Here is a 24,711-nt window from a genome sequence, read left to right as displayed (position 1 = left end):
CTCCGGTGGGGGTAACGACGTATCCTGGAGCGCCATGAAGCACCTGTCCAAGTTCCTGATCCTGTGGCTCGCCGCAAGCAGTGCCGGCTGCGCCAGCGACGCGCCGCGCGCCGCTTCTTTCGCCCCCATGTCGCGCCAGGCGGCGCCGCCCGACGGCTGGGCGGCCCAGGCCGGCGGCACCCGCGGCGGCGCCGACGCACCGACCGCCAACGTCTTCACCGTCACCGACGCCGCCCAGCTGCGCCGGGCGCTCGGCAAGTCGGTAGAAGGCAGCCGCATCGTGCAGGTCGACGGCGTGATCGACATGAGCGAAGGCCGGCCCTTTGCCGACCATGCGGACCAGTCCAGGCGTGGGCGGGTCGCGCTGCCGGGCGACACCACCCTGGTCGGGCTCGGGCCACGATCCGGCTTCGTCAACGCCCACCTGACGGTGACCAGGGTGTCGCAGGTCATCATTCGCAACCTGAACCTGCGCAATCCCTGCGACGTCGCGCCGCGCTGGGACCCCAAGGACGGCGACGGTAACTGGAATGCCGAGTTCGACGCCATCGCCATCGTCGCCTCCACCCACGTCTGGGTCGACCGCAACAGCTTCACCGACGCCCCGCTGACCGACGACACGCTGCCGGTCGTGGACGGCAAGACCCGGCAGTGCCACGATGGCGCGCTGGACATCCGCGACGCCAGCGACTACGTCACGGTCTCGTACAACCACTTCGCCCTGCATGCCAAGAACACGCTGATCGGCGCCAGCGACCGGGCCGAAGGCGATGCCGGCCATCTGCGCATCACCGTCAGCAACAACCTGTTCGAATTCATTGCCAGCCGCGCCCCGCGGGTGCGCTTCGGCCAGGTCCATTTGTTCAACAACTACCACGTCGGCGACCGCAAGCATGCGGCCTACCGCCACGACTACAGCGTCGGGGTGGCCCGCCAGGCGCGCATCGTTTCCCACGCCAACGTCTTCGAGGTGACCAATGCGCGCGGCTGCACCGACGCCGTGAAGCCGTTCGCACAGGGGCCGGACGCGGGGAGCTTCAGCGACACAGGCTCGCTGCTGAACGGCGCGCCGCTGGCCGGCTGCGGCGTGGATGCCGCGCCAGCGTTCGAGGTGCCCTATGCGTTCGCGCCGCTGCCCGCGGCCGCCGTCCCGGCGCATGTGCGCGGGCGCGCGGGCGCCGGCAAGTGATCAGGGATTGATGCGGAAGTAATCCAGGTCCGCGTAGGCGCCCGGCGTTCCGGTCGCGAACACGCCGACCTGGGCGCCGACCCAGCGGCCCATGGTGGCGTCGAAAGGTTCGCCCAGGAACGTGTACTGGAGGCCGTCCGCGCTGTACGAGAACGATACCCGGGCGCCATGCGTCACGTGCATGCGCAGCGTGACCGCGTATCCGGGCAATACGGGTCCGACCGTCTCGGCGCAGGCGCCGTCCTGGCCGCAGCGCACGCCGACCATGCGCGGCTGGCCGCCGACGCGGCGCACGCCGAACCAGTCGCTGGCCAGGCCCATCACGCCGAGCCCCACCTGGTCGCCGTCCTGCTGCGCGCGTAACTCCACCCTGGCCGTCACGCCGAACGCCGGCGCTGGAAACTTCTGGGTCAGCACCGACGGCAGTTGCCGCACCGGCGCCGCCGCTTGCGCGTGCAGGCGCAGGAAGCCGGGGCGCGCGTCCAGCGCATGCCAGCCGGCTTGCGGGTTGGCCGTCCATTGCCATTGCGGGCCGAGGGCCGGGCCGTCGAATTCGTCGCCGACCGCCGGCTCGCGCCGGGCGAAGACTCCCGGCACCGGCTTGGCGTGCTCGCGCAGCGGCTGTCCCACGCCCGGCTTGGCGGACGGCTCGCCGATCAGGGGCCAGCCGTCCATCCAGCGCAGCGGCTGCAGGTGAACCACGCGGCCATAGGCGCGCCGGTCCTGGAAGTGGAAGAACCAGTCGACTCCCTGCGGCGTCGTGACCCAGGCGCCCTGGTGCGGGCCGTTGATATCGGTGGCGCCCTGCTCCATCACGATCCGGTCTTCGTACGGGCCTTCGATGCGGCGCGCACGAAACACCGACTGCCAGCCATGCTCGACGCCGCCCGCCGGCGCGAACACGTAGTACCAGCCGTCGCGCTTGTACAGCTTGGGACCCTCGAGGGTCCGGTAGCCCGGCAGGCGGTTGCCGTCGATGATCACCCGGCCCGCCCCGTCGAGCAGGCTGCGGCCGTCCGGCGCCATGCGGCGCAGGGTCAGCACGTTGTTGAAGCCGGCCCGGCTCCTGGCCCAGGCGTGGATCAGCCATGCGCGGCCATCGTCGTCCCACAGCGGCGCCGGGTCGATGATGCCCTTGCCGGGCAGTAGCAGGTGCGGCGTGCTCCAGGGTCCGGCGAAGTCGGTCGCGGTGCTGACGTAGACGCCATGGTCCGGATCGGGATGGAAGATCCAGAATTTCCCGTCGTGGTGGCGCAGGCTCGGCGCCCACACTCCCGTGCCGTGCTGCGGCGTCGCGAAAGTCGCCTGCGGCGCCAGTTGCGGCAGCGCATGCCCGACCAGCTCCCAGTTGACCATGTCGCTGGAGGTCAGCAGCGGCAGGCCGGGGGCGTTGGCGAAGCTGGACGAGACCATGTAATAGCGTTCCCCGACCCGGATCGCGTCCGGATCGGAATAATCGGCATGCAGGATCGGGTTGCGGTAGCGGCCGTCGCCCAGGTCGGCCGACCACGGCGCACGCGCCGGCATGGGGCCCAGCTGCTGGCCCAGGAAACGGTCCATCGCGTCGACCGTCGGCGCCAGCCAGGGATCGAACAGCCAGAACGAATGCGGCGCGCCGGCCAGCGCCACGGTGTCGGTCGCGATGCCGTGCGCGGCCAGCCTGGCCGCCAGCGCCTCGCGCCCGCTGGAAAAGCGCGGCACGCTGCTGACGATGAACTGCACCGGCGGGCTGTCCTTGCCGGCGTGGGTCAACGGCGAGGCGGCGCGCCACAGCGCGGCTTTCTCGGCGTAACGGCCGCCGAACCAGGCGCCGGCTGCCGACGGTTTCTTGGCCGGATCGTCCTCATGGCGCAGCGCCTCGGGCGAGGTGAAATCGGACAGGCCATCGATATTGACCACGGCGCCCACGTGTTGCGGACGCGTCATGCCGACCAGGGCGGCGATCTGGCCGCCGGCCGAACCGCCCGCCAGCGCGATCCGGTCCGCGTCGACGCCGAACTCGCCCGCGCGCGTGCGCAGCCAGTCCAGCGCCGCCTTGACGTCGTCGATCGCGGCCGGATACCGGGCCTGGCCCGACAGGCGGTAGCTGACGGTGGCGGCGGCATAGCCGCGCGCCGCCAGGCGCGCCGCGAGCGGCGCCATATTCGTGCGCTCGCCGCCGCCCCAGCCGCCGCCGTGCACCAGCAGCACCAGCGGCGCGGGCTTTGCATCGGGTGCCGGCAGGTAGAGGTCGAGCGCCAGCGCCAGGTCGGCGCGGCGCGCATAGACCAGGTCCTTGCGGACCCGCACCGGCGCCGGCGCCTCGGCGCTGGCGATGCGGATCTGCGGGTAGTCGCGCACCAGCTTGCGGTAGGTGGTTTCGGCGTTATAGGGAGACTGCGCGCTGGCCGGCGTCAGCACCGCGGCCAGCGCCAGTGCGGTGGCACGGGAAGTTTGTCTCATAGGGACGAGCCGCGGAAGGCGCAGCGCCGCCGCAACGTCGCACCAGGCGCCACCACGGTCAGGCCGGGCCGGCCCGGCAGATTGTGCGCGTTGATCGGGTGATCCACCGGCTCGAAGCAAAAGAAATCGCGCCCCGGCGGAACATACAGGATGAAGTAATCCATGTCGGCGTCGAGTTCGAGCGCCACGCCGCGCGCCGGCCAGGCGATGCGCGCCTGCCCCGGCCAGCCGTCGAACACGTGATCGACGCCATCTTGCGGCAGCGCGGCCGGCGTGTCGAAACGCCAGTTACCAGGTATGTCGCTGCGGGTCAGCGGCAGCCTGTCCGGACCACTCGACCACACCCCGTCAGCGCACGCTTCAAGCCGCGCGCCCTGTGGATCGGGCATCCAGGGATGCAGGCCGATCCCGAACGGCAGCGCCGCGGCGCCCGTGTTGCGCACCTCGACCTCGACCAGCAGCGCGGCGCCATCCAACGAGTACCGCAACCCGGCCTCGTACGAGAATGGCGTTGCCCCGGGCCGCGCCAGCGTCAGCCGCACGGCCGTGTCCGAGCGTTCGGCCACCTGCCAGGCCTGCTGCCAGGCGTCGCCGTGAATCGGGCACGGCTCGCCGGCGCGGTTCGGCGCCGGCACATATTGCCGGCCTTCGAACGCGAAACCCGACGGCGCCATGCGGTTGGACCAGGGCAGCAGCGGGAAGCAGGCCAGCTGCGACGGCGTCGGCGCGCCGGGCGCATCGGGCGGCAAGGCGCGCAGCAAGGGGGCCGGTTCGCCAGAGCCGAGCCAGTCCAGCCGCGCCAGTCCGCCCCCGACCTGGGGGACGATCTCGGCCAGCAGGCTGGCGTTGCGCATGACGATGCGCTCGACCATTCAGTACTGCGGACCGTCGAGCAGGAACTTGCCGCCCTGGTACATCGTGGTCACGTCGTCCTTGGCCGGGAACTCGGACGAATCCGGGAACAGGTGGGCGAACTTCGCCGAGCTGTCCTTCGGCTTGTAGCCCAGGTGCGAGGCCAGGCGGTTGTCCCACCAGGTGCTGTCGTTGTCGGACACGCCATACACGATGGTGTGGCCGACGCGCGGGGCGAACAGCGAGCAGCGCAGCAATTCGGTCAGGTCGTCGTACGACAGATAGGTGCTCATCATGCGCTTGTTGGCCGGCTCCGGGAAGCTCGAGCCGATGCGCACGCAGACGGTCTCGATGCCGAAGCGGTCATAGTAGTAGCGGGCGATCTGCTCGCCGAAGACCTTCGACAGGCCGTAGTAGCTGTCGGGACGGGTCGGCGAATCGGCGTCGAGCACCGTGGTCACCGGGTGGTAGCCGATCGCGTGGTTCGAGCTGGCGAACACCACGCGCCGGGTGCCGGCCTTGTGCAGCGCTTCGTACAGGTTGGCCACGCCGAGGATATTGGCCTGCATGATGGGTTCGAACGGCTTCTCGGTCGAGATGCCGCCGAAGTGCAGCACCGCATCCACGCCGTCGAGCAAGGCCAGCACGGCCTCCTTGTCCGCGAGGTCGCACTGGACCACCTCTTCGCCGGGGCCGGCGGGGGCCATCTCGGCCACGTCGGACAGGCGCACCACCTCGGCCCAGGGCTTGATGCGCTCGCGCAGCACCTTGCCCAGGCCGCCGGCGGCGCCGGTCAGCAGGATGCGTTTGAAAGGCTTGCCGGTCTTGTTTTGTACTGCAGCGGTCATTCGGGTCTCCAATAATAGGTGTTCAGGTCACGGGCGCCGGATTGAACAGCGCAAGCGCATTATGCAGCTTCCAGTGCTCGGCCCAGGTTTTACGGCCGCTGGCCACGTCCAGGATCAGGCGGAACAGCTCCCAGCCGACGTCCTCGATGGTGGCGTCGCCGCTGGCGATGCTGCCGGCGTCGAGGTCCATCAGGTCGTGCCAGCGGCGCGCCAGCTCGGTGCGGGTGGCCACCTTGATGACCGGAACCGCGGCCAGGCCGTAGGGCGTGCCGCGCCCGGTGGTGAAGATGTGGACATTCATCCCGGCGGCCATCTGCAGCGTGCCGCAAATGAAGTCGCTGGCCGGCGTCGCGGCGTAGATCAGGCCCTTCTGCTGCAGCCGGTCGCCCGGCGACAGCACGCCGGTGATGGCGGTGCTGCCCGACTTGACGATCGAGCCCATGGCCTTTTCCACGATATTCGACAGGCCGCCCTTCTTGTTGCCGGGGGTGGTGTTGGCGCTGCGGTCGACGCCGCCGCGCACCAGGTAATCGTCGTACCACTGCATCTCGCGCACCATCGCCTGCGCTACCTCGGGGCTCGACGCGCGCGCCGTCAATTGGTCGATGCCGTCGCGCACCTCGGTCACTTCGGAAAACATCACGGCGCCCCCGGCGCGCACGATCAGGTCGGTGGCGAAGCCCACCGCCGGGTTGGCCGTCACGCCCGAAAAGGCGTCGCTGCCGCCGCACTGCACGCCGACCACCAGGTCGGACGCCGGGCAAGTTTCGCGGCGGCGCGCGTTGAGCTCCTGCAGGTGCTGCTCGGCGGTGCGCATCAGCGAATCGATCATCGACATGAAGCCGACGTGCTGCTGGTCCTGCAGGGTCACCACCGACGGCGCGGCGTTGCCGATCGGGATCGCGCCGGCCGGGAACAGGCGCGCCGGCGGCAGCTTCTCGCAGCCCAGGCTCACGACCATCACGCTGTCGCCGAAGTTCGGGTTCCTGGACAGGTTGCGGATGGTGCGGATCGGGATGTCGGCGCCGGGGGCGTCGATCGCCACGCCGCAGCCATACACGTGCTCGAGCGCCACCACGTCCTCGACGTTCGGGTAGCGCGGCAGCAGTTCTTCGCGGATGCGCTTGACGGCGTAGTCGATCACGCCCGAGACGCACTGCACGGTGCTGGTGATCGCCATCATGTTGCGGGTGCCGACCGAGCCATCCTTGTTGCGGTAACCCTCGAAGGTGAAGCCTTCCAGGCGCGGCCCGGCATCGACGGCGTGGGTGCCGATCGGCAGGTCGTCGAGCGAACGCGCGGCCGGCATGCGCAGCACGCGTTCCGAGACCCAGCTGCCGCGCGCGATCGCACCGTCGGCATAGCCGATGGTCACGCCGTAGCGGATCACGGCGTCGCCATCCTGCAGGTCCGCCAGCGCCACCTTGTGGCCTTGCGGGACGCCTTCGAGCAGCACCAGGCCGTCCGGGAATGCGGTGCCGGCGGGCAGGCCGCCGTCGTTAACGACGATCGCGACGTTGTCGCTGGCCTGCATGCGGATGGTGCGCGGAACTTGGTGGTTCATGTCTCTTTGCCTGTCTTTTGGCTGATTGGGGAGGGTCATTTTTAGTATGCCATAAATAAATCGCATGCGGCTAGTCCACCTTGCGATTTTGGCCGGACCAAATTAGAATGGCCTGACCAAAACGCAAGATAAGCAGTGCCAGGACGATCACGCAGTCCTGGACCTGCACCATGCAAGCCAGCAATACTAGAAGTACGGTAGCTGAAGCACATGCCGATATCCGGTAATACAACAAAGCGATTGGAGACACATGAAAGGCCACACCCTGCACCTGCTTGCAGCGCTCTTGGGCTGCGCGCTCGCCTGCGGACCCGCCCTGGCAGAGGGCAAGTACCGCAACCCCGACAACGGCAACCTGGGCGATCCGGGCGAAGGCACCTACCCGATTCCGTATAAGAAGCCGGTGGTGGCCGAAGTCACCGCCCAGTTGCAGTCGATCCGGGCCTTCATGGACCGCGCCACGCCGACCCGCATCGTCAGCAAGCGCACCGGCCAGCCGATCACGGACATGAAAAACCCGGTCGCGGATGCCATCTTCGAGCGCAGCGCCGGCGACTACGGCATCCAGGTGTACGAGATGGGCGTGGTGCATTCGGGCCTGCTCAAGGCGGCGCAGGTCACCGGCGACGCCGGCTTCACCAGCATGACCCGCCGTCACTTCCAGTTCTTCAGCGACACCCTTCCCTACTTCCGCGCCCAGGAACAGAAGTTCAAGCTCGAGCGCGCCAACAGCTTCTCGCGCTTCCTCGATCCGCGCTCGCTCGACGACAGCGGCTCGATGTGCGCGGCCCTGATCCGCGCCCGCTTCGCCAGGGTCGGCCCCGACCTGAAGAACATGATCGACACCTGCAGCGACTGGGTCTATAAACGCCAGTTCCGCCTGGAAGACGGCACCATGGCGCGCAAGCGTCCGCAAGAGGTTTCGCTGTGGGCCGACGATATGTACATGAGCATCCCGGCGCTGGCCGAGATGGGCCGCCTGACCGGCGAGCGCGCCTACTTCGACGATGCCGTGGGTAACGTGATCGGGATGTCGAGCCGCATGTTCAACCCGCAGCTCGGCCTGTACACCCACGGCTGGCACGCGAATCACCCCGACGCGCCGCGCTTCTACTGGGCGCGCGCCAACGGCTGGGCGGTGCTGGCGATGTCCGACCTGCTCGACGTGCTGCCGAAGGACCACCCCGGCTATCCGAAGGTGCTGGCCCAGCTGCGCGCTTCCTTGAGGGGCATCGCCGAGCTGCAAAGCGGCAGCGGCCTGTGGCACCAGATGCTGGACCGGAACGACTCCTACCTCGAGACCTCGGCCAGCGCCATCTTCACCTATGTGTTCGCGCATGCGGTCAACGAAGGCTGGATCAGCGCCACCACCTATGGCTCGATCGCCCAGACCGGCTGGAACGCGCTGTCGACCCGCATCAATTCGCTGGGCCAGGTCGAAGGCACCTGCGTCGGCACGACCCTGGCCAGCGACATGGTCTATTACTACCATCGCCCGACCAGCGTCGACGCCCTGCACGGCTATGGTCCGATGCTGCTGGCTGGCGCCGAGATCATCCGCCTGGTGAGCAACCCGGCGTTCGAGATCCAGCACAAGGTCCGCACCTACCACTACCTGCCCAAGGGCGGGAAGACCGATTACCGCGAACACCACTGATCCGGGAGACACCATGAAACGACTCGGACTGGCAAGCCTGCTGGGGGCGCCGCTCGTCCTGTCCACCTGCGCCGCGCAGGCGGCCGACAAGGTCAGTGTCAGCGTGCAGCACGACCTGGCGATCGCGCGCCCGTCCGAAACCATCGCGATCGCCTGGAAGGACGTCAACGCCGCCCTGCCCGGCGCCATGATCCAGAAGATCGCGGTCAAGGACGCGCGCGGCCGGGTGCTGCCGCACCAGGTGACGAATATCGCGCCGCAGGCGAAAGACCCGAACAACGAAGGCATCGCCTATGGCGAGCTGCTGTTCCAGCACAGCTTCGCCGCCGGCGAGAAGAGCGCCAGCTTCACCATCGAGCGCATCGACGGCGTGGCGCCGCCGTTCCCAGTCAAGGCCTTCGCGCGCCACGTCCCGGAGCGCCTCGACGACTTCGCCTGGGAGAACGACAAGGTTGCGCACCGCACCTATGGCCCGGCGCTGGCCGCGCCGGCGCCCGCGGGCGTGGTCAAGGAAGTGCTGGTGACCAGTGGCCTCGACCTGTGGTTCAAGCGGGTCGACTATCCGATCGTCGACCGCTGGTACAACAAGGGCCATGACCACTACCACAAGGACCAGGGCGAAGGCATGGACATGTACAACGTCGGCAAGTCCCGCGGCGCCGGCGGCGCCGGCATCTGGGATGGCAAGACGCTGCACACTGGCGTGAACTGGGCCAGCTACAAGATCCTGGCCAACGGCCCGATCCGCGCCGTGTTCGAGCTCCACTACGCGCCATGGGATGCGGGCGGCCGCCAGGTCAGCGAAGTCAAGCGCTTCACGGTCGACGCCGGCCACTGGCTGGACCGGATCGACAGCACCTTCACCACGGCGCCCGGAGACACCGCTGCGCTCACCGTCGCCATTGGCCTGAACAAGACGCCGGGCGACAAGGGCCAGGATCCGAAGATCCAGGTCGGCCGCGACGGCAAGGTCTTGCTGCAGTGGGTGGAGCAGAAGAGCAACGACGCCTTCGGCACCGCCGTCGTGCTGCCGGCGGCCGAGGGCTTCGCCCAGGACCCGCTCAATGAACTGATCTACGCCACGGCCACGCCCGGCCAGCCGCTGCGCTACTACGCCGGCGGCGCCTGGAGCCGCGCCGGCGAGATCACCACCCGCGCCAGGTGGCAGCAGGTGGCGCAAGACCAGGCCGCGCGCGACGCCAGCCCGGTGCGCGTGAACCTGGCAAAACAACGATAAGGAGCGACATGCCATTCCAAGCCAAACGACGCGCACTGCTGCGCACCGTCCCCGCCGCCTCGCTGATGATGACCGGCCTCGGCGCCGCCAGCTTCGCCCGTGCCCACCAGGATGGCGCAGCCCGTGCCCTGCCCGGCGCTGCCCGCCCCGACCCATGGCGGCGCGCGGCCGACATCGTGGCCCGCTTCGCCACGCCGCTGGCGTTTCGCGACGAGGACTTCCCCATCACGGCGCATGGCGCCAGGCCCTGCGCGCTGGTGAAGGTGAAGGGCCAGACCGAATCGCTGGTCGAGGGGACCCTCGACACGCCGGCGCCGGGCTCCCCGGACTGCTATCCCGCGATCGCCGCCGCCATCGCGGCCTGCCACGCCAAGGGCGGCGGCCGGGTCGTCATCCCCAAGGGAGAGTGGTATTGCGCCGGGCCGATCGTGCTGCGTTCGAACGTGCACGTGCACCTGGCCGCCGGCGCGCGGGTGCACTTCGCCGCCAATCCGGCCCACTACGCGCGCCACGGCGAGCATGACTGTGGCGAGAACGGCAAGCTGGTGCTGTCGCGCTGGCAGGGCAACGACTGCCTGAACTATTCGCCGATGGTGTATGCGCTCAACCAGACCAATATCGCCCTCACCGGCGAGGACTGGACCAGCATCCTCAACGGCCAGGGCGGCGTGCCGTTCGAGGCGGGTTTTGCCGACCAGCCGGAATGCTGGTGGGACTGGAAGGGCCGCGGCAAGCCGGTGCGCAAGCGCACCGAGGTCCATGCGAACCCGAACAACCCGCCGCTGGACCAGGTGGTTCCCGGCATCGATGCGCAGCGCCAGGCCGCCATCCAGGGCGAAGGCGGCCGCTGGCAGACCGACTCGCGCTACCTGCCCGCGCTGTCCGAAGCAGGCGTGCCGGTCGAGCAGCGCGTGTTCGGCCACGGCCACTTCCTGCGTCCGTGCATGATCGAACTGATCGGATGCAGCAAGGTGCTGCTGCAGGGCTACCAGGTGAACGCGGCGCCGTTCTGGCTGCACCATCCGGTCGATTGCCGCGACCTGTTGATCCGGCGCGTGAACATGGAGAGCCTGGGACCGAACAGCGACGGCTTCGACCCGGAGTCCTGCGACGGCGTGCTGGTCGACGACTGCCTGTTCAACAACGGCGACGACTGCATCGCGATCAAGTCGGGCAAGAACCTCGACACAGGCCACGGACCGACGCGCAATGTGGTGATCCGCAACTGCGTGATGAACAGCGGCCATGGCGGCGTGACCCTGGGCAGCGAGATGGCCGGCGGCATCGAACACGTGTATGCCGAGAAGCTCGAGTTTCGCAACATCCACTGGAAGGACGACCCGCTCAACACCGCGATCCGGCTCAAGACCAATATGAACCGCGGCGGCTTCCTGCGCCACCTGTACGTGCGCGACGTCACGCTGCCGCATGGCGTGGCGACCGAGCCGATGCTGTACAAGCCGCTGCCCGGCGCGCGCGAGATCAGGGAACCGGTGGCCTCGACGGCGGGCGCGATCATCACGATCGACTGCGACTACGTGCCGGGCGACGACACCATGCGCATCCGCCCACCGCAAGTGTCGGATATCGAGATCAGCAATGTGCGCACCTCCAACGTCGATACCGGCAAGGGCAGCTTCTCGTGCTACCAGGCCTTCGTGCTGCTGGGACCGGTCGCGTCGAGCTTCAACGGCAAGCCGGGCACCGCCATCCCGCCGATCGCCCGCGTGCGCATCAGCGACTCGGACTTCGGCACGCCGCGCAATACGGCCAAACCGTGGTTCCTGCACAACGCCGTCGCCATCACGCTCGATAACGTCACCATCGCAGGCAAACGCTACAAGCAAACCCTATCCACTCGGGGTTAAGTGTCATCAGGTCAGGCCAATTCGTAAATATTTTTGATTTGGCCTGACCAAAAGTCGTTAAGTTGCCATAGAATTACAAAACTGGCCTGACCAGATCCCAGATGCAACACCGGCCGATCACCTGAACGCGCCGCTATAAAAACGCACGGAGACAAGATGAATCACACCCCGCACCGCGCAGTCCTGCGCAAACTGACCCTGTGCCTGCTCGGCACCGCCTCGGTATCGGCGCTCTCGCTCGGCCCGGCTTTTGCCCAGGAGGTGGCCGCGACGCCGACTGGCGCCGACACCGTCAACGCCCAGACCGTGGTCGTGACCGGCCTGCGCGCCTCGCTGGAGAGCGCGCTGAACGCCAAGCGCCAGGACAATGGCATCGTCGACGTCATCAAGTCGGAAGACATGGGCAAGTTCCCGGACACGAACCTGGCCGAGTCGCTGCAGCGCGTGCCGGGCGTCGTGATCGATCGTGACGCCGGCGAAGGCCGCAGCATCACCGTGCGCGGCCTGGGCCAGGACTTTACCCGCGTGCGCATCAACGGCATCGAAGGCCTGGCCACCACCGGCGGCACCGACAGCTCGGGCGGCACCAACCGCGGCCGCGGTTTCGACTTCAACGTGTTCGCGTCCGAACTGTTCAGCGCCCTGACGGTGCGCAAGAGCTCCTCGGCCGACGTCGATGAAGGCTCGCTCGGCGCCACCGTCGACCTGCAGACCCTGCGCCCGTTCGACCTGCGCGGCTTCAATGCCACCGTCGCCCTGAAGGGCAAGTACAACGACGGCTCGGAAAAAACCGACCCACGCGCGGCCTTCATGCTCTCGAACACCTTCTTCGACCGCAAGGTCGGCGTCCTGTTCTCGGGCGCCTACTCCAAGCGCCGCGTGCTGGAAGACGGTTTCAGCACCGTGCGCTGGGATAACGGCCCTTCCTCGGGCGGCTGGTGCGCGCCGCAAGGCGTGGCCGCCAATCCGAGCAACTCGACCGCGACCACCTGCGGCCCGGCCGCGCAAGGCGCCGATCGCCTGCCCGGCACGCCAGAGAACATCGCCGCCTACAACGCTGCCAGCGACCCGAACAACTTCCATCCGCGCCTGCCGCGCTACGGCCGCCTGACCCACGACCAGGACCGCCTGGGCCTGACCGGCTCGGTGCAATGGCGTCCGCAACGCGGCACCTTGCTCACCTTCGACATGCTGTACTCGAAGCTCGATGCGACCCGCCAGGAAGACTTTCTGCAGGCGACGTCGTTCAGCCGCAGCGCCAGCCAGGGCGGCAAACCGCAGGTCGGCGTGCTCGAAGCGCAGTACGCGCCGAACGGCTCGCTGCTGTACGGCCGCTACGACAACGTCGACATCCGCTCCGAGCAGCGCTTCGACGAGCTCAAGACCACCTTCACCCAGCCGACGCTGACCCTGGAACACAAGCTGAGCGACACCTGGAGCATGAGCGCCAGGTACGGGCGCGCCGAATCCAAGTTCCGCAATCCAGTCCAGACCACGGTCACGCTCGACGCCCTGAACGTGGATGGCTACAGCATCGACTTCCGGGGCGACAGCCGTCGCCCGGTCATCAGCTATCCGTTCGACGTCAACGGCAGTCAACTGGGCCTGATCGGCGTGCCGCAGGTCGCCAGCGGCGCCCAGCCGACCACCGTGCCGAACACCACCACCAGCGAGATCCGCATCCGTCCGCAAGGCACCGACAACGTCAACAACGTCGCCCAGTTCGACCTGGCGTGGGAAGCGAGCGACAACCTGACCTTCAAGGGCGGCATCAACAGCAAGAAGTACACGTCGGACACCTATGAGTTCCGCCGCGTGAACCAGAACGACACGATCTTCGCGCCGCCGGCCGGCGCGACCGGCCTGACCACCAATATGACCGGCTTCGGCAGCCAGCTCGGCATGCCGGCCGGGAACGCGACCGGCTGGGTGGTGCCGAACCTGCAGGCCATCGCCGCCGCCTACGACATCTACTGCAACTGCATCAAGAGCGGCCCTGCCGGCGGCCCGGGCGACTTCACGCTGTCGTCGATCGAGAACGGCAATGCGCGCGGCAACAACCGCTCGGTGACCGAGAAGAGCGACGGCGTCTACCTGATGGGCGAGTTCCGCCACGACCTGTGGAATATTCCGGTGCGCGGCAACATCGGCGTGCGCTACGTGAAGACCGACCTCGAAACCATCGGCTACCAGGCGGCCGGCGGCGGCACCGCGGTCAAGGTCAACCACGACTACACCGACACCCTGCCATCGTTCAACCTGACCGCCAACGTGACCGACGAGTTCATCGTGCGCTTCGGCGCGGCCAAGGTGATGACCCGTCCTCAACTGGGCTTCCTGTCGCCGGGCGGCAGCATCGCCACCACCGGCAACCTGTCGATCAACTCGGGCAATCCGTTCCTGAAGCCGTTCCGCGCCAAGACCTTCGACAGCAGCTTCGAGTACTACTTCGCCAACAAGGCCTTCGTCGGCCTGGGCCTGTTCCAGAAGAACATCGACACCTACATCCAGAGCCTGCGCACCAACGTGGCGTTCAAGGATTCGGGCCTGCCGCTGTCGCTGCTGCCGGCGAACTTCACGGGCGAGGAAGTCTTCCAGCAGACGCTGCCGGTCAATACCGATGGCGGCAAGCTGAAAGGGTTCGAGCTGAGCTACCAGCAGCCATTCACCTTCCTGCCGGGCTGGGGCAAGAACTTCGGCACCCTGCTGAACTACACCAAGGTGAGCTCGAAGATCGAATACCTGGTCTCGCCGACCGGCGGCGCCACCATCACCGACGACCTGCTGAACCTGTCGCCCAAATCGTGGAACGCCACCTTCTTCTATGACGACGGCAAGTTCAGCGCGCGCATCTCGGGCGCCAAGCGCTCGGGCTTCGTGACCCGCGTGCCGGGCCAGAACAACAACGACGTCGAGGGCAAGAACGAAACCTTCAACGTCGACCTGTCGCTGTCGTACAAGGTCAACGAGAACCTCGAGTTCACGCTCGAAGGCGTCAACCTGACCAATGAGGAAAACGACCAGTTCATCAGCCGCGCACGCGACAGCGTGGTGGTGAACAACGTGACCGGCCGCGAGTACCTGTTCGGCCTGCGCTACAAGTTCTGAGTCCTGCATCCTGGTGGCTTTGCGGCCCGCGCTTGCGCGGGCTTTTTTTCGGCGCTGTTCGCGTTATTTCGTCACATGGTTCTGCTCAGTCTGCTTTGACGGCTGCCACCAATAATTGAGTCGGCGTCACTAAACTGCCCGCATCGAGTACCCGCCGCCAGCCCGAGTAATGGATCAGATAACGGCTGGCGATGCCATGAAAACGCACAAGCCAACGCTTGAAGCGGCTGTGCCAGCCGTTTACGTGGTTCAGGTGGAGCGCGCCGCGCGCCCGTTCGCCGGCGCGCAGGTTGATGAACTCGTGGGAAATGCCATGGCGCTTGGCGAAACCGCGATAGACGATGGCGCCGTCGCTGATCAGGAGCGAATCCGGCGCCAGCACCGGCCCCAGGCAGCGATCGAGCCAGGCTCCTGAGACCGGACCGCGTCCGCAATGAAAATCGAGCGCTGCACCGCCGCGTTCGCAAGCAACCAGCAGGCAATCATGGTCGCGGCCGATGCCGCGGTGGCTGGCCACGCCACCCCGCCGCCGCGCCGGCCGGGTCAGCTTGCGTGATCCTTTTTGCGATTCAAGCAGGTATGTTTCATCCGCTTCGACCACGCCCGCCAGGCGCGCCGCGCGCTCGTGCGTGAACCCGGCCACCATCCGGTGGCGCCAGCGAAAACTGGTGGTGCGGTGCACCTGGACCGCCTCGGCGCTGGCGCGCACAGTCCGAGAATCCAGCAGGCACTGAAGATAAGTGAGCCAGTGCTCTTTCTTGCGCAAGTGGGCGAGCCGGGTGCCGCTCAGGGCGTTATAGCTGCGCCCGCACGCCAGGCAGCGCCAGCGCTGCAGGCCGCTGGCGTGTCCGCAGCGGTGGGAACGCGTCCCGCCGCAGCGAGGACAGCACTTCCCGACCGCCGCCCGTTCGATGAGCGCGATGCAATTGGCTGCGGCATCGGCTGCATCGTCGACCATGGCCAGGAATGCGCGCAGCTGGGAGCGTGCTTGGTGGTCCAGCGGGATGCCGCGTAGGGCGGCAAACAATGCATCGAAATCCAGACTGTCCACGGCCGCCTCTTCGGAATGACTCGACAGTACTGAGACCGGGCCGGACAGACAGGGTTCGCAGAAATAACGCGAACAGCGCCTTTTTTTCATTCCGCCGTTCGTTCACCCAACGGCGAAGGCAAGCTTGCCGCTTTTACCAGACTTTATTCGGCCATGTAGGCTACAATCAAAGACCATTTCAGGCGAGCGCACGACGCAAGCGATCTATACAACCTGTCAGCGAAAGAGACATGAGCACCTCGAACGAGCAAGATAACGGCCTTCCCCTCGACATGACCATCTTCGGCGGCATGGGCGACCTTGCCATGCGCAAGCTGTTGCCCGCCCTGTACATGGCCTTCCTGCACGGTAACCTGCCGCCCTCGACCCGCATCCTGTCGACCGGCCGCCAGGACTACGATCGCGCCGCCTATCTGGCCTTCGTCGAGGAGCATTCGCGCTCCTTCATCAGCGCCGCCAATTTCAACGAAAAGAGCTGGGCCGGCTTTCTCGACCTGCTGGTCTACGTGCGCCTGGACGTCTCGAACGCCGAGATCTTCGACACCCTGCGCGATGCGTCGCGCGACGGCGCCCAGCGCGTGTTCTACCTCGCCACCGCGCCGGCGCTGTTCACCACCATCTGCGACAAGCTGGCCGCCACCGGCCTGGTCGACGCCAATGCGCGCGTGGTGCTCGAGAAACCGCTGGGCCGCGACCTGGCCTCGGCGGTCGAGATCAACGAGGCGGTCGGCAAGCACTTCGCCGAATCGCAGATCTACCGCATCGATCACTACCTGGGTAAAGAGACGGTGCAGAACCTGATGGTGCTGCGCTTCGGGAACTCGATCCTGGAACCGCTGTGGCGCGCGCCGAACATCTCGAGCGTGCAGATCACGGTGGCCGAAGAAGTGGGCGTGGGCAGCCGCGCCGGTTTCTACGACAGCGCCGGCGCGATGCGCGACATGGTGCAGAACCACCTGATGCAGCTGCTGTGCATCGTCGCCATGGAGCCGCCGACCTCGTTGTCGCCGGACGCGGTGCGCGACGAAAAGCTGAAAGTGATCCGCTCGCTGCGCCGCATGACGCTGGCCGACATCGCGCGCGACACCGTGCGCGGCCAGTACACGCGCGGCGTGAGCGGCAACCAGGAGGTCAAGGGCTACCACGAAGAGAGCAATGTGCCGGCCCAGAGCCACACCGAGACCTTCGTGGCGCTGCGCGCGCACATCGACACCTGGCGCTGGTCGAAGGTGCCGTTCTACCTGCGCACCGGCAAGCGGATGGCCCGCCGCTCGTCCAAGATCGTCATCGAATTCGCCAATCCGCCGTTCCCGCTGTTCCCGGAAACCCCGGGCGGCGTCGCCAACCGCCTGGTGATCGAGCTGCAGCCCGAGGAAGCGATCAAGCTGCAGATCTTCGCCAAGCAGCCCGGCAGCGGCATGCAGATGCAGCAGGTCGCGCTCAACCTCGACCTGCAATCGGCCTTCCAGCAGCGCCGCGCCGAGGCCTATGAACGCCTGCTGATCGACGTGGTGCGCGGCCGCCTGACCCACTTCATGCGCCGCGACGAACTGGAAGCGGCCTGGGAATGGGTCGAGCCGATCATCAACGGCTGGGAAACCCTGAACGAGAAGCCGCATCCGTATGCGGCCGGCTCGTGGGGTCCGGCCGAGTCGTTCGCCCTGCTGGCGCGCGACGGCTTCGGCTGGGTCGAGTAATCGCCGGACGACCGGGCGGGCTAGTCCGCCCGCTGTTCTTCCAGATTGGCGCGCACCCGCGCCAGCAGCGCCATCAGCTGGGCCTGTTCATCTTCGGACAGGCCGGCAAGCGCCGCCTCCCCCAATGCGCCGCTCTGGCGGTGCAATCCTGCGAACACTTCCTGCCCGGCCGCGCTGAGCGTCAGGCGCGTGCTGCGCCGGTCCTGCTCGTCGGCGGCGGCCTCCAGCAGCTGCGCTTCGCGCAGCACCCGGATAAGACGCGCCACCTGGGCCTTGTCTCTTCCCGAATGCGCCACCAGATCACTCTGTGTGGCGCCGGGATGGCGGGCAAAATAGCCCAGCGCCTTCATCTCCATATGCGCCAGCTCGTGCGGCCCGCTGCGCAAACCGCGCAACTGCCGTGAACGGTAGAGATGCACGATCGCGTGCATCGCCTCCAGGGGATCGTCCGCACGATTGCCGTGGTTTTGGTTGACTCTATCAACTTCTTTTTGCATAATGGTGGATACTATCAACTAATTCTGGAGTGTAGCATGTCTGAATCCCACATTCCCGCGATCGAGCGTGTTCGCCACGACCTCAAGATTCGCGAGGTCGAGGTTGCGCGCATCGAGCAGCTCAGCCCCGGCTTTGCGAGCATCACCTTCAAGGGCGCCGCACTCTCGGATTTCACGTCGCTGTCCTTCGACGACCACGTCAAGTTCATGTTCGACGATGCGGGCGGCCAGCAGGTTCGGCGCGACTATACGCCACGCCGCTTCGACCGCCAAGCCTGCGAGGTCGACCTGGAGTTCGCCCTGCACGGCCATGGCGGCGCGGCCGAGTGGGCGCGCAATGCCACGGTCGGCGCGAAGGCCGTCATCGGCGGTCCGCGTGGCTCGATGATCCTGCCGCTGGAGATGGACTGGCACCTGCTGGTGGGCGACGCCAGCGCGCTGCCGGCCGTAACGCGGCGCCTGGAAGAACTGCCGTCGGCGGCCCGGGTCCAGGCCGTGCTGCTGGTCGATGCGGCCGACCGCCGCGAATTCGCCACCCAGGCCAACGCCGACGTCCACTGGGTCGCATCGAACGAAGAACTGCTGCAGGCGCTGAAGGATCTGCCGTTGCCAGGCGGCGCCGGCCTGGCCTGGGGCGGCGGCGAGGCCTCGCTCATGGCGCAAGTGCGCCAGCTATTGATCGAGAAGGGCCTGCCGCGCCAGGCGGCGCGGATCTCGGCATACTGGAAGCGGGGCGTGGCCGATCACCACGAACATCTCGATTAAATCACTGGCGTCGGCAGTGGCTCGCCATCGAAGTGGGCCAGCAGATTGGCCACCGCCAGCCGCCCCATCGCGCGCCGGGCCTCCACGGTGAAGCTGCCGACGTGGGGCGTGAGCACCACGTTATCGAGCGCGAACAGCGCCGCCGGCACGTTCGGCTCATCCTCGAACACGTCCAGCCCCGCCGCGCCGAGCCGGCCGTCCCGCAGGGCCGCGACCAGCGCCGCCTCGTCCACCACCGAGCCGCGCGCGATGTTCACCAGCGTGCCTTCCGGCCCCAGCGCCTCGATCACGTCCAGCCCGACCATGTGCCGGGTCTCCGGGCCGCCCGGCATGCACAGCACCAGCATATCGCTTTCGCCTGCCAGAGCCAGCAGCGAGGCGCTGCGCCTTTCCGGCGCCGGCCCCGGACTGCGCTGGTAGTAACGGATCTCCATTCCGAAGCCCTGCAAACGTTGCGCGACCGCCTGGCCGATGCGGCCGAAGCCGACGATGCCCGCCACCTTGCCTTTCAGGCTGCGGGCCTGGGTCAAGGGCGCCTTGGCCGGCCACGCGCCGGCGCGCACGTAACGATCCAGCAGCGGCAGGCGGCGCACGGCCGACAACAGCAGGGTGACGGCGAAATCGGCCACGTCGTCGGTCAGCACGTCGGGCGTGTTGGTCACATGGATGCCCTTGTCCGCCAGCAGCGCCAGCGGCACCGCATCGACGCCGACACCGTGCACCGACACGATCTCCAGCGCCGGCAGGCTGGCCACCAGCTCCCGCGTCACACCGAGCGTGCCGGTGGTGAGGACGGCGCGGATACCGCCCGCGATCGCGTCGAAGGCCGGCTGGCCGGCTACCGGAATCCCCGGCACGAAATGGCACTGGAATGCCTGCTCTACCTGCGCGCGCACCTCTGGCGACCACACGCTGCCCAACACGAGAATCTCTGGTTTCATCGATGAATACCCTGCCCTGTGACTGAATATGGATGGGTCGAGTATGCCAGAGGAGCAAGCCCCACGCCGGTCGCCGGTCTTTTTCCGGCGGACGGCTTCCCGTACAATCCCGACCGATATGAATATTCGCACCTCCCCCATTCCGCTCCACGGCGCGAGCAAGCGCATCGCCTCCATCGACGTCGCCCGTGGCCTGGTCATGCTCCTGATGACGGTGGACCACGTCCGCGAGACCTTCTTCCTCCAGCACCAGGTCAGCGACCCGATGGACGTGGGCGCGACCGATCCCGGCCTGTTCTTCTCGCGCCTGGCCGCCCATTTCTGCGCCCCGATGTTCGTGTTCCTGACAGGCCTGTCGGCCTGGCTGTACGCCAACCCGGCGAGCGGGCCACGCAGCGCCACGGGATTTCTGGCCAAACGCGGCGCCTTCCTGATCCTGCTCGAGATCGTGGTGATCAACTTCGCCTGGACCGGCAGCTTCACGCCGCACACCGTCTACCTGCAGGTGATCTGGGCCATCGGGCTGTCGATGCTGGCGCTGGCCCTGCTGCACCGCCTGCCCCTGGCGCTGCTGGCGGCAACTGGCGTCGCCATCGTCGGCGGCCACAATGCGCTGGCCGGGCTATCGTTCGAACCCGGCTCCTGGCTTGCCGCCGCCTGGACCATCCTCGAGCAGCGCGGGTACCTAGCGGACGACCCGGTACGGGTGCGCATCAGCTATCCGCTGCTGGCCTGGATCGGCGTGATCCTGCTGGGCTATGCCTGCGGCCCGCTGTATGCGCGCGCCACCGCGCCCGCGCTGCGCCGGCGCTGGCTGGTCGCCGGGGCCCTGGCCTGCCTGGCGCTGCTGCTGGTGCTGCGCACCTGGAACATCTATGGCGAGAACCTGCCGTGGGCGCCGCAGGGCGAGCTGTTGCGCAGCGCGATGTCGTGGCTGAATTTCACCAAGTACCCGCCGTCGCTCGACTTCCTGCTGTTGACCCTGGGCGTGGGCTTGCTGGTGCTGGCCTGGATCGAGCAGGTCGACGCTGGCTGGGCGCGGGTGGCGGCGGTGTTCGGCGGCGCGCCGCTGTTCTTCTACATCCTGCACCTGTACCTGCTGCTGGCCGCGCAAAGGATCGCGGCGGGCATGCTGGGCGTGCCGCGGGCGGATTTCTCGCAGGTATGGCAGGTATGGCTCGGCGCCGTCGTGCTGGCGGCGCTCCTGTACTGGCCGACGAAACGCTTCGGCCAGTACAAGCGCGCGAGCGGCAAGGCTTGGGTGAAGTATCTGTGAGCACAGTTCGATTCCGCTCGGCTATATCTGTTTGTCCAAAGTTTTACCTAGCGCAAACTGGCTCGCGATTCGAAGCGTGCGCGGTTGGAGCCCGGCAGTAGTTGGCGTAGAGTCTCGTGATCGCCAATTCGACGGGATCGCCATCCATGTACGCCAGCAACTGGAACAAGCTCGGGGCCTTCGGAGACCTCGGCACACAGGCCCTCAAGCAAATGGACCGCAGCCGCCAGGCCCGCGGCAAGATGCTGGACCGCGCCGGCTACGGGCCGCAGCAGACCCCGTCCACCGTGATCATCGAGCAGCCCGGCCTCAATCTGCACCGCTACCAGGACGCTCCCGCCGGCGGCCCGGCGGTGCTGCTGGTGCCGGCGCCGATCAAGCGCGCCTATATCTGGGACCTGGCGCCCGACATCAGCGTGGTGCAGCGCTGGAGCGAGCGCGGCTACCGCGTCTACCTGGCCGAATGGCTGCCGATGCCCGACGGCGACGGCGACGTCGGCCTGGACGACTACGGCGACCGCATGCTGTCGGCCTGCCAGCAGGCGATCATGGAGGACAGCGGACAAGAGCGGCTGACGATCGTCGGCCACTCGCTGGGCGGCATCCTGGCCGCCATCTACAGCTGCATGCACCCCGAGCGCGTCACCGCGACCATCCTGCTCGAGTCGCCACTGCACTTCGAACAGGCCAGCTGCTGCTTCTCGCCGCTGGTCAACGCCACCCCGCACGCGCGCGGCATCGCCGACGCCTTCCGCCACGTGCCCGGTGTTTACCTGAACATGATGAGCGCGATGGCCGAACCGCAGGCCTTCCAGTGGGAGCGCATCGCCGACCGCTGGCTATCGCTGCTCGACCCGAAGGCGCTGGCCACCCATATGCGGGTCGAGCGCTGGACCCATGACGAATTCCCGCTGCCCGGCCGGCTGTTCACCGAGATCGTCGAGTCGCTGTACCGCAACGACGACTTCATGCAGGGCCGGCTCGACGTCAAAGGCCGCACGATCGGCCCGCACGACCTGCGCGCGCCGCTGCTGTGCGTGGTCGACTTCCGCAGCAAGGTGATTCCGCCCGAATCCGTGCTGCCCTTCCACGAGGCCGCCGGCAGCGAACGCAAGCGCGTGCTCGAATACCAGGGCGACGTCGGCGTCAACCTGCAGCACGTCGGCGTGCTGGTCGGCCGCAGCGCGCACGCCGCGATCTGGCCGGCCATCTTCGAGTGGCTCGGCTCGCCCGCGCCGGCGAATGCATCCAACAATGGACACAAGCCGGCCTTGCCGGCGGTCGTGGACGGCGCCGTGACTGACACCAGGGCATCCCCGGCTGCGGACTAGCGGCACGGCACGGCGCCCTGCCGCGCCAAACTGTATTTATCTTTATAGCAATTCAATCGCGCGCCATCTGCTCTGCGGTCTGGATAACATCCAGTACCGAAAAGCGGGTGAGCGAGAGTGTATTTATAGGCTCCCCATGTGTAACCAAGCGCGACCCGGCCCCCGGCCGCCGGCGTGCCCAACCGATCACGACATGGATGCCCTAGAAGCAGAACGCGCTATTTCAGCCCCTCACGACACCCGTCCCCGACCCACCATCGGCCTGCGCGAAGCGGTCGCCGTCATCGTCGGCGTCGTGATCGGCGCCGGCATCTTCAAGGCCCCGTCCCTGGTCGCCAGCATGAGCGGCGGGGCCACGGCCATGTTCACGCTGTGGATCATGGGCGGCGTCGTCTCGCTCATTGGCGCCCTGTGCTATGCCGAACTGACCACCTCGTATCCGCATGCCGGCGGCGACTACCACTACCTGCACCGCGCCTACGGCCGCTCGGTCGCCTTCCTGTTCGGCTGGGCGCGCTTCTCGGTGATCACCACCGGCTCGATCGCGCTGCTCGGCTTTGTCTTCGGCGACTACATGCAGCAGGCGATTCCCTTGAGCATGCTGCCGGCCGGCTGGGGCAGCACCGCGTACGCCGTCGCCGTGATCGCCGGCCTGTCGGCGCTCAACCTGCGCGGCATCCGCACCGGCACCGGCGCCCAGACCTTCCTGACGGTCGCGGAAATCCTCGGCTTGCTGCTCATCGTCGGCGCCGCCGCGCTGTTCACCGATCCGGCGCCCGCATCGGCGGCCGCCGCAACGACCGCGGGCGCATCCGCCCCGGCCACCGCCGCCCTCGGCATGGCGATGGTCTTCGTCCTGCTCACCTATGGCGGCTGGAACGAAGCCGCCTACATCAGCGCCGAGATGCGCGGCGGTCCGCGCGACATGGTCAAGGCGCTGACCATGGGCATCGTCATCATCACCGTACTCTACCTGATGGTCACCTGGGCCTACTGGAAGGTGCTGGGCATGGAAGGCATGTCCGCCTCCGAGGCGGTCGCGGCCGACGTCATGAAAGTCGTCTTCGGCCCGGCCGGCGAAAAAATCATCTCCGTGCTCGTGGCGGTTTCGGCCCTCACCTCGATCAACGCCACCATGATCGTCGGCGCCCGTACCAGCTACGCCATGGGCCTCGACTGGAAAAAACTGGGCCGCCTGGCCGAGTGGGACAGCGAGCGCGGCACGCCGACGGTCGCCATGACGGTGCAATGCGTGGCGGCCCTGGCGCTGGTCGCGACCGGCGCCGCGTTGGGTGGCGGCTTCAAGGCCATGGTCGAATTCACGGCGCCCGTGTTCTGGCTGTTCTTCCTGCTCACCGGCATCTCGCTGTTCGTGCTGCGCCGGCGCGAGCCGCGCGCGCCGCGGCCGTTCGAGGTGCCGCTGTATCCAGTGCTGCCGCTGCTGTTCTGCGCCAGCTGCGCCTATATGCTGTGGTCGAGCCTGTCATACGTGTACAGCCAGCAGCTGGGCGGCCTGAACGCCGCCTGGATCGGCGTCGCCGTGCTGGCCATCGGCGTCGTGCTTTTGCTGCTGCTGCGCGCGAAGACCGACCAATGAATGCCATCCGTTTTATCCCCCCAAGTCCAAACCCTGACCAAGGAGCTGTGCTGATGAACCCGCAACCTCGCCGCCGTACCCTGCTGCTGTCCACCGCCGCCGCCACCGGCCTGATGATGTTCCCGTTCGGCCGCGCGCTGGCCCAGGCAACTGCCGCCACCGCCGCCACGCCGCGCCTCGACGTGCCTTACGTCCCGACCCCGCAAGAGGTGGTCGACAAGATGCTCGACCTCGCCAAGGTCGGCAAGAACGACACCCTGTTCGACCTGGGCTGCGGCGATGGCCGCATCGTCGTCACCGCCGCCAAGGAACGCGGCGCGCGCGGCACCGGCATCGACATCGATCCGACCCGCATCGCGGAAGCCAAGGAAAACGCCAAGAAGGCTGGCGTGTCCGATCGAGCGCAGTTCCGCGTAGGCGACCTGTTCAAGACCGATTTCTCGACGGCCACCGTGGTGACCCTGTATCTGCTGCCGACCATTAATGCCAGGCTGCGCCCGCAACTGTGGAAGCAGCTCAAGGTTGGGACGCGCGTGGTGTCGCATGCCTTCGATATGGGATCGGAATGGCCGGCGGAGAAGACGGTCGAGGTGGATGGCCGGACGATTTATTACTGGACCATTACTGAGGCGAACAAGAAAGAGGTGGCCTGATGTAATTTTCAGAAGAGTGCCCTAATAATCGGACTGAGACCGCGAGCCTGTCAGAATTTCTGTGTGGAACCGGGGTCATGAAATAATCCCGAAAGGACTGTTCCATGACCGAAGTGATGACCACTAAGAAGCTCAAGA

At 67.3% G+C, this 24,711-nt stretch carries 18 protein-coding genes; 11 read left to right on the top strand and 7 right to left on the bottom strand.

What is annotated here, in order from left to right; all coding sequences use genetic code 11:
- Positions 1 to 34: 34 nt before the first annotated feature.
- The gene (locus tag ABIB42_RS06065) at positions 35 to 1,189 is read left to right on the top strand and encodes a pectate lyase family protein (protein WP_005670581.1); all 1,155 of its coding nucleotides are present in this window, start codon (positions 35 to 37) and stop codon (positions 1,187 to 1,189) included.
- Here the strand turns inward: ABIB42_RS06065 and ABIB42_RS06060 are convergent, their stop codons facing one another.
- From ABIB42_RS06060 to garD, 4 genes are read right to left on the bottom strand one after another with little or no spacing between them, the layout of a single operon-like run.
- Complete coding sequence (locus ABIB42_RS06060; protein WP_429248061.1) at positions 1,190 to 3,631, bottom strand: family 43 glycosylhydrolase; 2,442 nt, start codon at positions 3,629 to 3,631, stop codon at positions 1,190 to 1,192.
- Positions 3,628 to 4,503, bottom strand: coding sequence for an aldose 1-epimerase (locus ABIB42_RS06055; RefSeq protein WP_005670578.1), 876 nt, complete (start codon positions 4,501 to 4,503; stop codon positions 3,628 to 3,630). The genes ABIB42_RS06060 and ABIB42_RS06055 overlap by 4 nt, the downstream gene beginning before the upstream one ends.
- Entirely contained in the window at positions 4,504 to 5,331 is an 828-nt protein-coding gene (locus ABIB42_RS06050; protein WP_219864202.1) for an NAD-dependent epimerase/dehydratase family protein, read from the bottom strand. It lies immediately after the preceding gene.
- A 22-nt stretch (positions 5,332 to 5,353) separates the two neighbouring features.
- Positions 5,354 to 6,895 carry a galactarate dehydratase gene (garD, locus tag ABIB42_RS06045; RefSeq protein WP_429248060.1) on the bottom strand — a complete coding sequence of 514 codons (1,542 nt, stop codon included), beginning with the start codon at positions 6,893 to 6,895 and terminating at the stop codon, positions 5,354 to 5,356.
- A 250-nt stretch (positions 6,896 to 7,145) separates the two neighbouring features.
- Here garD and ABIB42_RS06040 point away from each other — a divergent pair, with 250 nt between their 5' ends.
- The 4 genes from ABIB42_RS06040 to ABIB42_RS06025 all read left to right on the top strand — a co-directional run bounded on the left by ABIB42_RS06040 (position 7,146) and on the right by ABIB42_RS06025 (position 14,765).
- Entirely contained in the window at positions 7,146 to 8,552 is a 1,407-nt protein-coding gene (locus ABIB42_RS06040) for a glycoside hydrolase family 88/105 protein (RefSeq protein ID WP_429248059.1), read from the top strand.
- Between the two features lie 13 nt (positions 8,553 to 8,565).
- A complete protein-coding gene (locus ABIB42_RS06035; protein ID WP_429248058.1) occupies positions 8,566 to 9,789 on the top strand; it encodes a DUF4861 family protein in 1,224 nt (407 codons plus the stop codon).
- An 8-nt stretch (positions 9,790 to 9,797) separates the two neighbouring features.
- Positions 9,798 to 11,657, top strand: a complete 1,860-nt coding sequence (locus ABIB42_RS06030; protein ID WP_429248057.1) for a glycoside hydrolase family 28 protein — start codon at positions 9,798 to 9,800, stop codon at positions 11,655 to 11,657.
- A gap of 156 nt (positions 11,658 to 11,813) precedes the next feature.
- A complete protein-coding gene (locus ABIB42_RS06025; RefSeq protein WP_429248056.1) occupies positions 11,814 to 14,765 on the top strand; it encodes a TonB-dependent receptor in 2,952 nt (983 codons plus the stop codon).
- Between the two features lie 85 nt (positions 14,766 to 14,850).
- Here ABIB42_RS06025 and ABIB42_RS06020 read toward each other — a convergent pair whose 3' ends face one another.
- A complete protein-coding gene (locus ABIB42_RS06020) occupies positions 14,851 to 15,816 on the bottom strand; it encodes an IS1595 family transposase (protein WP_005670565.1) in 966 nt (321 codons plus the stop codon).
- 230 nt (positions 15,817 to 16,046) lie between these two features.
- Between ABIB42_RS06020 and zwf the strand changes: the two genes are divergently transcribed.
- Positions 16,047 to 17,513 carry a glucose-6-phosphate dehydrogenase gene (zwf, locus tag ABIB42_RS06015; protein ID WP_005670563.1) on the top strand — a complete coding sequence of 489 codons (1,467 nt, stop codon included), beginning with the start codon at positions 16,047 to 16,049 and terminating at the stop codon, positions 17,511 to 17,513.
- 20 nt (positions 17,514 to 17,533) lie between these two features.
- Here the strand turns inward: zwf and ABIB42_RS06010 are convergent, their stop codons facing one another.
- The gene (locus ABIB42_RS06010; protein WP_005670562.1) at positions 17,534 to 18,010 is read right to left on the bottom strand and encodes a MarR family winged helix-turn-helix transcriptional regulator; all 477 of its coding nucleotides are present in this window, start codon (positions 18,008 to 18,010) and stop codon (positions 17,534 to 17,536) included.
- 36 nt (positions 18,011 to 18,046) lie between these two features.
- On the opposite strand from ABIB42_RS06010, the gene ABIB42_RS06005 reads away from it, so the two are divergent.
- Positions 18,047 to 18,775, top strand: a complete 729-nt coding sequence (locus tag ABIB42_RS06005) for a siderophore-interacting protein (RefSeq protein WP_005670560.1) — start codon at positions 18,047 to 18,049, stop codon at positions 18,773 to 18,775.
- Here the strand turns inward: ABIB42_RS06005 and ABIB42_RS06000 are convergent.
- Positions 18,772 to 19,716 (bottom strand): 2-hydroxyacid dehydrogenase, encoded by a 945-nt coding sequence (locus tag ABIB42_RS06000; protein ID WP_429248055.1) that lies wholly within the window; start codon positions 19,714 to 19,716, stop codon positions 18,772 to 18,774. The two genes, ABIB42_RS06005 and ABIB42_RS06000, sit on opposite strands and share 4 nt — an antisense overlap.
- Positions 19,717 to 19,834: 118 nt before the next feature.
- Between ABIB42_RS06000 and ABIB42_RS05995 the strand changes: the two genes are divergently transcribed.
- The 4 genes from ABIB42_RS05995 to ABIB42_RS05980 all read left to right on the top strand — a co-directional run bounded on the left by ABIB42_RS05995 (position 19,835) and on the right by ABIB42_RS05980 (position 24,573).
- On the top strand, positions 19,835 to 20,992 hold the full coding sequence (locus ABIB42_RS05995; RefSeq protein ID WP_005670556.1) for a DUF1624 domain-containing protein: 1,158 nt from the start codon (positions 19,835 to 19,837) through the stop codon (positions 20,990 to 20,992).
- 146 nt (positions 20,993 to 21,138) lie between these two features.
- Entirely contained in the window at positions 21,139 to 22,323 is a 1,185-nt protein-coding gene (locus ABIB42_RS05990) for an alpha/beta fold hydrolase (protein WP_005670554.1), read from the top strand.
- Positions 22,324 to 22,516: 193 nt separating this feature from the next.
- Positions 22,517 to 23,920: an APC family permease gene (locus ABIB42_RS05985; protein WP_051205177.1), complete on the top strand. Its 1,404-nt coding sequence runs from the start codon at positions 22,517 to 22,519 to the stop codon at positions 23,918 to 23,920.
- A gap of 53 nt (positions 23,921 to 23,973) precedes the next feature.
- Entirely contained in the window at positions 23,974 to 24,573 is a 600-nt protein-coding gene (locus ABIB42_RS05980; protein WP_005670549.1) for an SAM-dependent methyltransferase, read from the top strand.
- Positions 24,574 to 24,711: the final 138 nt, after the last annotated feature.

Origin of the sequence: Massilia sp. UYP32 (assembly GCF_050434365.1) — a bacterium.
Lineage (GTDB): Bacteria > Pseudomonadota > Gammaproteobacteria > Burkholderiales > Burkholderiaceae_D > Telluria > Telluria timonae.
This window is presented reverse-complemented; position numbering and strand designations above follow the sequence as displayed.

Excerpts from the sequence above, each read along its gene's own strand:
- ABIB42_RS06000 (WP_429248055.1), bottom strand. The coding sequence starts at position 19,716 with ATGAAACCAGAGATTCTCGTGTTGGGCAGCGTGTGGTCGCCAGAGGTG.
- garD (WP_429248060.1), bottom strand. The coding sequence starts at position 6,895 with ATGAACCACCAAGTTCCGCGCACCATCCGCATGCAGGCCAGCGACAAC.
- ABIB42_RS06030 (WP_429248057.1), top strand. The coding sequence starts at position 9,798 with ATGCCATTCCAAGCCAAACGACGCGCACTGCTGCGCACCGTCCCCGCC.
- ABIB42_RS06055 (WP_005670578.1), bottom strand. The coding sequence starts at position 4,503 with ATGGTCGAGCGCATCGTCATGCGCAACGCCAGCCTGCTGGCCGAGATC.
- ABIB42_RS06050 (WP_219864202.1), bottom strand. The coding sequence starts at position 5,331 with ATGACCGCTGCAGTACAAAACAAGACCGGCAAGCCTTTCAAACGCATC.
- ABIB42_RS06065 (WP_005670581.1), top strand. The coding sequence starts at position 35 with ATGAAGCACCTGTCCAAGTTCCTGATCCTGTGGCTCGCCGCAAGCAGT.
- ABIB42_RS05980 (WP_005670549.1), top strand. The coding sequence starts at position 23,974 with ATGAACCCGCAACCTCGCCGCCGTACCCTGCTGCTGTCCACCGCCGCC.
- ABIB42_RS05985 (WP_051205177.1), top strand. The coding sequence starts at position 22,517 with ATGGATGCCCTAGAAGCAGAACGCGCTATTTCAGCCCCTCACGACACC.
- ABIB42_RS05995 (WP_005670556.1), top strand. The coding sequence starts at position 19,835 with ATGAATATTCGCACCTCCCCCATTCCGCTCCACGGCGCGAGCAAGCGC.
- zwf (WP_005670563.1), top strand. The coding sequence starts at position 16,047 with ATGAGCACCTCGAACGAGCAAGATAACGGCCTTCCCCTCGACATGACC.
- ABIB42_RS06060 (WP_429248061.1), bottom strand. The coding sequence starts at position 3,631 with ATGAGACAAACTTCCCGTGCCACCGCACTGGCGCTGGCCGCGGTGCTG.
- ABIB42_RS05990 (WP_005670554.1), top strand. The coding sequence starts at position 21,139 with ATGTACGCCAGCAACTGGAACAAGCTCGGGGCCTTCGGAGACCTCGGC.
- ABIB42_RS06040 (WP_429248059.1), top strand. The coding sequence starts at position 7,146 with ATGAAAGGCCACACCCTGCACCTGCTTGCAGCGCTCTTGGGCTGCGCG.
- ABIB42_RS06010 (WP_005670562.1), bottom strand. The coding sequence starts at position 18,010 with ATGCAAAAAGAAGTTGATAGAGTCAACCAAAACCACGGCAATCGTGCG.
- ABIB42_RS06025 (WP_429248056.1), top strand. The coding sequence starts at position 11,814 with ATGAATCACACCCCGCACCGCGCAGTCCTGCGCAAACTGACCCTGTGC.
- ABIB42_RS06035 (WP_429248058.1), top strand. The coding sequence starts at position 8,566 with ATGAAACGACTCGGACTGGCAAGCCTGCTGGGGGCGCCGCTCGTCCTG.
- ABIB42_RS06005 (WP_005670560.1), top strand. The coding sequence starts at position 18,047 with ATGTCTGAATCCCACATTCCCGCGATCGAGCGTGTTCGCCACGACCTC.